Here is an 8292-nt window from a genome sequence, read left to right as displayed (position 1 = left end):
CGGTGGTTATAGCGTCAGGGAAACGCCCGGTCCCATTCCGAACCCGGAAGCTAAGCCTGACAGCGCCGATGGTACTGCAACCGAAGGGTTGTGGGAGAGTAGGACACCGCCGGACTAACATTGAAAAGAAACGGGCCCAGGCCGGTTGAGAACCCCGAGTTCTCCCGACCTGGGCCCGTTTTTTCATACCCAAAACCCGCGGCACCCGTGACCAGACGGACGACACCCGTGATCCGGTGGACAACACGCGTGATCCGGTGGACGACACGGCATGGCGACTCCGCAACGTCGTGTCGTCCCTCTGAACACAGGTGTCGTCCACACAAGCACGCGTGTCGTCCGTCTGATCACGTGAGTTACGCCCCTGAACACGCGAGTCACGGGTCCAGACACGCGAGTTACGCCCCTGAACACGCGAGTCACGCGACTGGACACAGGTGACCAAACCCGGAACTCACGTGCCTGAACCCGTGACTCACGTGACTGAACCCGTGACTCACGTGATCAGAGACGTAACTCGCGTGATTGAAGCCGTAACTCACGTGATTTGAGGCGTCACTGGGCGGCGCAGGTGGTAGATGTCCATGATCCAGCCCTTGCGTGAGCGGGCCGCGGTGCGGGCGGAGCGGATTTCCGCGGCGAGGCCGGCGGACAGGGGGCCGGAGAGCAGGAGCTCGTCGGGGGTTCCGAGGTACGCGCCCCAGTAGATCTCCAGGCCGGTGTCGGCGAACTGGGTGAAAGTGCACTGAGCGTCCAGCATCACGAAGACGTCGTCCACGTCCGCGGGCCAGCCCGCCTCGAGGCGACGGCCGGTGGTGACCAGTACCGGGCGCCCGATCTGGTTCATCGTGGTCCGGTGCCGAGACGTCAGGGCGGCCACGCTGCTGACGCCGGGGATGACGTCGTACTCGAACTCGACGTTCCCTCGGGCGAGCACGGCGTCCAGCAACGTCAGGGTCGAGTCGTAGAGCGCCGGGTCACCCCAGACGAGGAAGGCGCCCTGCTCGTCGGGCCCGAGTGACGCGATCATGTTCTCGTAGACGTCGGTCCGGAGCCGGTGCCAGTCGGCGACGGCCTTGCGGTAGTCGTCAGGAGTACGGTCACGTTCGGGGTCCGGTGCGCGTACGACGCGGTAGCCGGGCTGTTCGACGAAGCGGTCGAGGATCTCCTGGCGCAGGCCCACCAGGTCCTGTTTCTCCGACCCCTTGTCGAGGACGAAGAACACATCGGTCTCGTTGAGCCGCCGGACGGCCTGGACGGTCAGGTGTTCCGGGTCGCCGGCGCCGATGCCGATGGCGGAGATCTTCCTCATTTCCGCAGTGTGCCCGCACCCTCTGTGCAAACTCCTACCCCCACGGGGTATAAAGGAAGTGATCGCTTCGCCCGTCCTGTAGAGGAGTTCGTACCGATGGCCGAAACCACCTACACCGTCAAGGGCATGTCCTGCGGACACTGCGCCTCGTCCGTCACGGAGGAGGTCAGCGGGATCGCGGGCGTCAGCGCCGTGAACGTGGACGTCGCCAGCGGCAAGGTGACCGTCACCAGCGAGTCGCCCCTCGACGTCCAGGCCGTCGACGCGGCCGTGACCGAGGCCGGTTACCAGCTCGTCTCGTGAGCACAGTCGTCAAGGTGTCGGCGTTCGCCGCGGCTCTGGTCGCGGTGTTCGCCCTCGCCTGGGCGATCGGGTCCGCGGTCGGGCCACTCGACGAAGCGCCGCCGCCGGCCAGCGAACACCACGGGCACCACCCTGGAGGTACGCCGTGAGCGTCGCGGCATCCCAGCGGGTCGAACTGGCCATCGGCGGGATGACCTGCGCGTCCTGCGCCGCGCGGGTCGAACGGAAACTGAACAAGGTCGACGGGGTCTCCGCCACGGTCAATTACGCCACCGAGAAGGCGCAGGTCGACTTCCCGGCCGCGGTCTCGGTCGACGATTTGGTCGGTGTCGTCGAGTCCGCGGGCTACACGGCCCAGCCGCCCAAGCCCGACGAGGACGACGACCAGGCCGCCTCCCTGCGAACGCGGTTGCTGGTCTCCGCCGTGCTCGCCGTGCCGGTGATCGTGCCGGCGATGGTCCCGGCCTGGCAGTTCACCTACTGGCAGTGGGTCTCGCTGGCGCTGGCCGCCCCCGTCGTCACCTGGGGCGCGTGGCCGTTCCACCGCCCCGCCTGGACGAACTTCCGCCATGGCGCCGCCACCATGGACACCCTGATCTCACTCGGCGTCGCGGCCGCCACGTTCTGGTCGCTGTACGCGCTGCTGTTCGGCACCGCCGGGGTGCCCGGTATGCGGCACGGCTTCGAGCTGACCATGGAACGCGGGTCCGGCGCGGGCAACCTCTACCTCGAAGTCGCCGCCGGGGTGACCACGTTCCTCCTGGCAGGCCGCTACTTCGAGGCCCGGTCCAAGCGCCGCTCCGGCGCCGCTCTGCGGGCGTTGCTCGAGCTCGGCGCGAAGGACGTCGCGATTTTCAAGGGCGGTGTCGAGACCCGTGTCCCGATCGGCGCGCTGAAGATGGGCGACGAGTTCGTCGTGCGGCCGGGGGAGAAGATCGCCACCGACGGTGTGGTGACCGACGGTGGATCGGCCGTCGACGTGAGCATGCTGACGGGTGAGGCTGTTCCGGTCGAGGTGATCGCCGGGGACGCCGTCGTCGGCGGGACGGTCAACGCGGGCGGCAGGCTCGTCGTGCGTGCCACCCGGATCGGCGCCGACACCCGGCTCGCGCAGATGGCGCGGCTGGTCGAGGACGCGCAGAACGGCAAGGCGCGGGTCCAGCGGCTCGCCGACCGGGTGTCGGCCGTATTCGTCCCGGTGGTGATCGCGCTCGCGGTCGGCACGCTCGGCTTCTGGCTCGGCGCGGGCAGCGGGGCGGATGCCGCCTTCACCGCCGCCGTCGCCGTCCTGATCATCGCTTGCCCGTGCGCACTGGGCCTGGCCACGCCGACGGCGTTGCTGGTCGGCACCGGCCGCGGCGCGCAACTGGGCATCCTCATCAAGGGCCCAGAGGTGCTCGAATCCACTCGGAAGGTCGACACCGTCGTCCTGGACAAGACCGGCACGGTAACCGCCGGGAAAATGAGCCTTACTGATCTCTATGGCGACGACGAGACTGAGGTGCTTCGCCTCGCCGCGGCGGTCGAGCACGCTTCCGAGCATCCGATCGCCCGCGCGATCGTCGCGGCCGCCGAAGACCGGCTGGGTGAGCTGCCGCCGGTCAGTGGGTTCCGCAACGTCGAGGGCCTGGGTGTCTCAGGTGAGGTCGAGGGCAAGACCGTCCTGGCAGGCCGTGCTGCTCTCCTCGACCAGCACGGCATCCCCGTTGGCGCCGAGTTCGCCCAGGTCAAGACGGCCGCGGAGGGTCGCGGCGCGACCGCTGTCCTCGTCGCCTGGGACGGCGAGGCCCGTGGTGTGATCGTCGTCGCCGACACGGTCAAGCCGACGTCGGCTCAGGCCGTGGCGGAACTGAAAGCGCTCGGGCTCCGGCCGGTCCTGCTGACCGGCGACAACACCGGCTCCGCGAAGGCCGTCGCCGCCGAAGTAGGCATCGACGAGGTCATCGCGGAGGTGCTGCCCGCCGGCAAGGTCGACGTCGTCAAGCGCTTGCAGGCCGAAGGCCGCGTGGTCGCCATGGTCGGTGACGGCGTCAACGACGCGGCCGCGCTCGCGCAGGCCGACCTCGGCCTCTCGATGGGCACCGGGACCGACGCCGCGATCGAGGCGGGTGACCTGACGCTGGTGCGCGGTGACCTGCGTGCGGCCGGGGACGCCATCCGCCTTTCGCGCCGTACGCTCGGCACGATCAAGGGCAACCTGTTCTGGGCGTTCGCCTACAACGTCGCGGCGCTGCCCTTGGCCGCGTCCGGCCTGCTCAACCCCATGATCGCCGGGGCCGCGATGGCGTTCTCCTCGGTCTTCGTCGTCACCAACAGCCTGCGGTTGCGACGGTTCGCCGGCGTGGCCTGATCAGGAACGGACCAGCCGGGCGATGGCGTCGGACGCCTCCCGGACCTTGAGGTCGGCCTCCTCGCCACCCGCGGCGGCGGCGTGGACCACACAGGTGGCGAGGTGCTCGTCCAGCAGTTCGAGGGAGAACGACTGCAGTGCCTTGGTGGCCGCGGACACCTGCGTCAGGATGTCGATGCAGTACTTGTCCTCTTCGACCATCCGCTGCAGACCGCGGATCTGCCCTTCGATCCGGCGCAGGCGCTTGAGATAGGCCTCCCGCTCGCTGCCGTAGCCCGTCATCGCACACCCGTTCTCTCGTCCTTCGCCCGTCGGCGACCACTATACCCACCCCGCGTATGTGCCCGGGGAGCTCGAAATTCGCGGGTGCCAGGATGTCGAGGACGATCCGGCGGCTCCGACTCACCCGTGAGCGGCCGGGGAGCCGGCCGGACGACCAGGAGGAACACCGATGAAGTACATGATCATGATCACCATGAACCCCACCGCCTGGGACGCCCTTCCCGAGGAGGAGCGCAACGAGGTGGTCGCCCGCATCGACCCTTTCATGAAGAAGCTCACCGAGAGCGGCGAACTGCTCGGGACGCAGGCGCTGGGGGAGCCGAAGGAGAGCACGGTGGTCCGGGTGCGTGACGGCGTCCCGGTGGTCACCGACGGCCCGTTCGCGGAGTCGAAGGAGTACCTGGCCGGCTTTTACCTGGTCGAATGCGACAGCAAGGAGCGCGCGATCGAGATCGCGGGCCAGATCCCGGACGCGCACATCAACGCGATGGAGATCCGGCCCGTCGTCTTCTCCTCTGGCGACAACGCTTAAGTGGTGGCCGCTTCGGCGCCGGCGCGGGCTTCGGCTCTGCTCCGGCGCTGAACGGGCACTTCCGGTTTCGGTGAGTCGGGAACGGCCAGGACCGAGCCCGCCTCGGTGAGCAGTTCGCGGCAGCCGACCAGCTGTTTCAGCACGTCATCGCGTAGGCGGAGGGCCACGTCGGCCTCCTGCCGTGCTTCGGCGACCAGGCGCTCGCTCTCTTCGGCGGCGGCGTCGAGCAGTTTTCGCGCCCGCTCCTGCGCGGCTTCGTCCTGTGCGGCGAGCGCGCGCATCGCCTCCGCGCGGCGCAGCGTCATGGCGCGTTCGAAATCTTCGGTGATCCGCTTCCGTTCCGCCTCGGCCTTGGCGGCCTCTTCGGCGGCGCGGGCGGTGATGTCGTCGGCTTCCTCGCGGGTGAGTTCCAGCATTCGGCGCGATCGCTCCTGCAACGCGTCCGGCGCGATCGGCACGCGGCTGATCCGGTCGACGCTGGCCTTCAGTTCGCGGTTTTCCTCTTGGGTGGCGGTGAGCCTGGCGGCGAGAGCCTCGCCGCGACGAATGGCTTCGTCGCGTTCGGCTTCCACTCGTCGTAGTTCGGCTTCCACCTCGCGGACGAATTCCCGGACCTGAGCGCGATTGAATCCGCGCCACGCCAGATCGAAGCCGGGCATCTCCATTGGTCACCTCCACAGTGGTCGATGTGTCGCCATTGGGCGCTTTCTCTTACAGCGCACGGGCGTTGCCACACGGGGCTTTCATCGACCAGTGTGCCTGAAGCTTCGGCGACACGCGCCACGGGTGGGTGGTCTTTGCGGTGAACGGTCCGCCGCAAGCGGGAAGAAGGGTGTATCCGTGGACGATGGGAGAATGGACGATCATCCCTTGCCCTACTGGAGGTGGCCGCGTGACGAGCAGCCGAATTCGGGTCCCTGGCTGGAATCCGGCGACCGCGGCCGAAGGGTATCGGCAGGTCAGGGAGAACATCGCGATCTTGCTCACCGATCACCCGGTCGCGGGTGAGCGGCCCGTCCCGGCTTGTCCACAGTGGACCATCCGGGATCTGATCGCCCATCTGACCGAGATCTGCGATCGGGTGATCACCCGATTCGGCGGTGAGGCCTGCCCGATTCCGGAGACGGCGTCGGTCGCCGAATTGCTGCGGCTCTGGATCGAACGCGGCCCCGAGGCCGACGCGCTCCTCGCCGCCGACGGTGACGGCAAGAGCCGCGGCGACATCATGGTGATGGACGCCTTCACCCACGAACTCGATCTCCGGTTCGCGCTGGGCGCGCCGCCGCCCGAGGTGCACGGGGCCTGGCTGCGGGGTTTCGAAGTGCTCGTCGGCGGCCTCGGCGCCTCGCTGGGCAGGCATGGGCTGCCGGGGATGCGGATCGAGACCGAGGGCGCGACGTGGATCGCCGGTACCGAACCGGTCGCCGCGGTGCTCTCGGGCGGGCCCGTCGACCTGTACCGGTCGCTCGCCGGGCGCCGGAGCCCGGTCCAGATCGCCGCCTTGGACTGGCTGGGCGATCCGGAGCCGTGGCTCCGGGCCTTCACCTGGGGGCCGTTCGCCCCGCCGGACGAGGAGATCGAGCGCTGATCAGCCGGTCGGGGACATCGAGGACAGCGCCGCGGCCAGTGCGAGCACCACGGCCACGATCAGCACCTCGACCCCGACGCTGACCCGCAGTTTCCGCAGGTCGGCGGTCACCACGCCGGTGCCGCCGCGGCCGGAGATCCCGCGCCGGACCGCCGCGCGGCTCAGGTTCGCCACCAGCAGCAACGCGGCGAACCCGGTCAGCTTCAGCACGAAGACGATGCCGTACGCCGACGTCCAGAGCGCCTCCACCGACGGGACCAGCCGGAAGCCCAGGTAGGCGCCACTGGCCACCATGATCACGATCGACCAGGTCGCGATCGGGTGGAACCGCGCCAGCGCCGGCTCGGCCTCCTCCGCCGAGTGCTTGCCGCGCAGGAGCACGGCCAGCTGGATCAGCCCGCCCACCCAGACCGCCATGGCGCCGAAGTGGGCGAGGTCGGCGCTGACCGAGAGGAACATGATCTTGTCGGCCACCGCGTGCCCGGTCGCGGAGAAGCTCAGCATCACGATGAACCCGGCCGCGATGCCGAGGTTCTCGTAGCGGGAGCGCGGCCGCTGCGGAAGCTCGCCCGCCAGCAGCCGTCGCACGATCACCGCGAGCGCGACGATCGCGACCAGGCGCAAGAGCAGGAGCTTCCCGTACGCCACCCGCAGGGTCGCCTCGATCAGCGCCGGGTCGAAGACCGCACCCACCCCCCGGCCCGCGACGTACGGGCCTTGCAGCAGGAACCCGGCCACGGCCGTGACCCCCGAGAGCCACAGTCCGGTGGTGATCAGCTTCCGCGCCGCCGGATCGGTCCGGCCTGCCGGGCGGCAGACCAGCAAGAACACCATTCCGCCGAGCAGTGCGACACCGCCGAAGGAACCCCAGCGGAAGATGGTGAACAGTGCGTCGGTCACCGGGTCGGTCCCGGTGGAGGCGGACACCGCACCGGCCGAGGTGATCAGGGGGCCGGTGCCGATCACGAAGGCGATCGTGCCGCGTACCGGATGCGAGTCGGTCGAGATGAAGGCGTACTCGACGAGGTAACTGCCGTCAGGGAGATCGGGCTCCAGCTTGACGGCGACCTCTTCGGCGACCTCGCCCGGCTGGAACACCGGACCGGACACCACGTCGGTGCCTTGCTGGTCGACGACCTTGATCGAGTTCGGCTGGATGCCGATGTTCTCCGACAGGGTGATCGAGACCTGCGCCGGCGCCGAGGTGAGCCGGGCGCCGTCGGCGGGATTCGAGGAGAGGAGTTCGACGTGGGCCGAAGCGGGGGCCGCGGCGAGCACCGCGACCCCGAACCACGCCGCCACGAGGACCAGGAGCGCGAAGAGCCTCCTGGTCACGAGGCCGTTGTCGCCAGCTCACGCCGGCTTTCGGGCGAGCACGTGCAGCCGGTGAGCTCCCGTTCGGCGGCGGAGGCCTTCCGGTGCACGAGCATCGCGATGATCATCGGGATGGTGACGATCGTGTTGTAGAACAGGTGCAGCTCCACCCGGGGGATGAACAGCTGGATGATGCTGCTCGGCGCGGTGCCGCCGCCGAGGCGCCAGCCGGTCTGCGCCTGGACCAGCAGCAGCAGATGCTCGATGTGGTGCCAGAACTGCAGGCCGAGCGCGAGGTTCCACCACTGCCGCGAGCGGCCGGCGAAGCCCTTGCGCAGGGCGAACAGCGCGATCAGCATGACGATGGCGTAGCCGTAGTGCAGCCATTCGGAGCTGATCAGCTTGGGGAAGGGGATGCCGAGCACGCCGCGGGCGTCCGGGGTCTTCCAGCCGAGGGCGTAGATCTGGAACGCCTGCACCAGGTGTTCCGCCCAGTGGGCCACCACCACGACCGCGAAGACGCCGAGCGCGGCGCGGTGGTATTTACCGTTGAGCGACGCGATGAGACCGGGACGATCCGAATCGAGTGCGGCCATGATGGGGGGCTCCTT

At 68.9% G+C, this 8292-nt stretch carries 10 protein-coding genes and 1 rRNA gene; 6 read left to right on the top strand and 5 right to left on the bottom strand.

Translation table 11 applies throughout. The features are described 5' to 3' along the window. A 5S ribosomal RNA gene (gene rrf / locus ACLJO0_RS35720) occupies window positions 1-115 on the top strand; the annotation flags it as partial. Window positions 116-538: 423 nt separating this feature from the next. Here the strand turns inward: rrf and cobF are convergent. Further along, window positions 539-1312 (bottom strand): precorrin-6A synthase (deacetylating), encoded by a 774-nt coding sequence (cobF, locus tag ACLJO0_RS35715; RefSeq protein WP_410583520.1) that lies wholly within the window; start codon window positions 1310-1312, stop codon window positions 539-541. A 96-nt stretch (window positions 1313-1408) separates the two neighbouring features. On the opposite strand from cobF, the gene ACLJO0_RS35710 reads away from it, so the two are divergent. The 3 genes from ACLJO0_RS35710 to ACLJO0_RS35700 are packed head-to-tail and all read left to right on the top strand — an operon-like array spanning window position 1409 to window position 3965. Next, the gene (locus ACLJO0_RS35710) at window positions 1409-1615 is read left to right on the top strand and encodes a heavy-metal-associated domain-containing protein (protein WP_007034629.1); all 207 of its coding nucleotides are present in this window, start codon (window positions 1409-1411) and stop codon (window positions 1613-1615) included. Continuing rightward, a complete protein-coding gene (locus tag ACLJO0_RS35705) occupies window positions 1612-1764 on the top strand; it encodes a hypothetical protein (protein WP_410583519.1) in 153 nt (50 codons plus the stop codon). Before ACLJO0_RS35710 ends, ACLJO0_RS35705 begins: the two co-directional genes overlap by 4 nt. Beyond that, the gene (locus ACLJO0_RS35700) at window positions 1761-3965 is read left to right on the top strand and encodes a heavy metal translocating P-type ATPase (RefSeq protein WP_410583518.1); all 2205 of its coding nucleotides are present in this window, start codon (window positions 1761-1763) and stop codon (window positions 3963-3965) included. Before ACLJO0_RS35705 ends, ACLJO0_RS35700 begins: the two co-directional genes overlap by 4 nt. On the opposite strand, the gene ACLJO0_RS35695 is transcribed toward ACLJO0_RS35700, so the two are convergent. Then, a complete protein-coding gene (locus tag ACLJO0_RS35695) occupies window positions 3966-4247 on the bottom strand; it encodes a metal-sensitive transcriptional regulator (RefSeq protein ID WP_125779764.1) in 282 nt (93 codons plus the stop codon). 169 nt (window positions 4248-4416) lie between these two features. Here ACLJO0_RS35695 and ACLJO0_RS35690 point away from each other — a divergent pair, with 169 nt between their 5' ends. Next, on the top strand, window positions 4417-4779 hold the full coding sequence (locus ACLJO0_RS35690) for a YciI family protein (RefSeq protein ID WP_125779762.1): 363 nt from the start codon (window positions 4417-4419) through the stop codon (window positions 4777-4779). On the opposite strand, the gene ACLJO0_RS35685 is transcribed toward ACLJO0_RS35690, so the two are convergent. Continuing rightward, window positions 4776-5444, bottom strand: a complete 669-nt coding sequence (locus ACLJO0_RS35685) for a M protein (protein ID WP_410583517.1) — start codon at window positions 5442-5444, stop codon at window positions 4776-4778. The genes ACLJO0_RS35690 and ACLJO0_RS35685 overlap by 4 nt on opposite strands. A 314-nt stretch (window positions 5445-5758) precedes the next feature. Between ACLJO0_RS35685 and ACLJO0_RS35680 the strand changes: the two genes are divergently transcribed. Beyond that, entirely contained in the window at window positions 5759-6367 is a 609-nt protein-coding gene (locus ACLJO0_RS35680; protein WP_410583536.1) for a hypothetical protein, read from the top strand. Here ACLJO0_RS35680 and ACLJO0_RS35675 read toward each other — a convergent pair whose 3' ends face one another. Together ACLJO0_RS35675 and ACLJO0_RS35670 are read right to left on the bottom strand one after the other, a co-directional pair. Beyond that, window positions 6368-7702 (bottom strand): copper resistance CopC/CopD family protein, encoded by a 1335-nt coding sequence (locus tag ACLJO0_RS35675; protein ID WP_410583515.1) that lies wholly within the window; start codon window positions 7700-7702, stop codon window positions 6368-6370. Next, entirely contained in the window at window positions 7699-8277 is a 579-nt protein-coding gene (locus ACLJO0_RS35670; protein ID WP_125792982.1) for a hypothetical protein, read from the bottom strand. Before ACLJO0_RS35670 ends, ACLJO0_RS35675 begins: the two co-directional genes overlap by 4 nt. Between the last annotated feature and the right edge of the window lie 15 nt (window positions 8278-8292).

It is taken from the genome of Amycolatopsis sp. lyj-108 (genome assembly GCF_046549005.1).
Lineage (GTDB): Bacteria > Actinomycetota > Actinomycetes > Mycobacteriales > Pseudonocardiaceae > Amycolatopsis.
Note: the sequence above shows the minus strand (reverse complement) of the source record. Positions and strands in the feature narration are given on the sequence as shown.

Bases quoted from the DNA above. Each gene is read 5' to 3' on its own strand.
- ACLJO0_RS35710 (WP_007034629.1), top strand. From the start codon at position 1,409: ATGGCCGAAACCACCTACACCGTCAAGGGCATGTCCTGCGGACACTGC.
- ACLJO0_RS35685 (WP_410583517.1), bottom strand. From the start codon at position 5,444: ATGGAGATGCCCGGCTTCGATCTGGCGTGGCGCGGATTCAATCGCGCT.
- cobF (WP_410583520.1), bottom strand. From the start codon at position 1,312: ATGAGGAAGATCTCCGCCATCGGCATCGGCGCCGGCGACCCGGAACAC.
- ACLJO0_RS35695 (WP_125779764.1), bottom strand. From the start codon at position 4,247: ATGACGGGCTACGGCAGCGAGCGGGAGGCCTATCTCAAGCGCCTGCGC.
- ACLJO0_RS35670 (WP_125792982.1), bottom strand. From the start codon at position 8,277: ATGGCCGCACTCGATTCGGATCGTCCCGGTCTCATCGCGTCGCTCAAC.
- ACLJO0_RS35690 (WP_125779762.1), top strand. From the start codon at position 4,417: ATGAAGTACATGATCATGATCACCATGAACCCCACCGCCTGGGACGCC.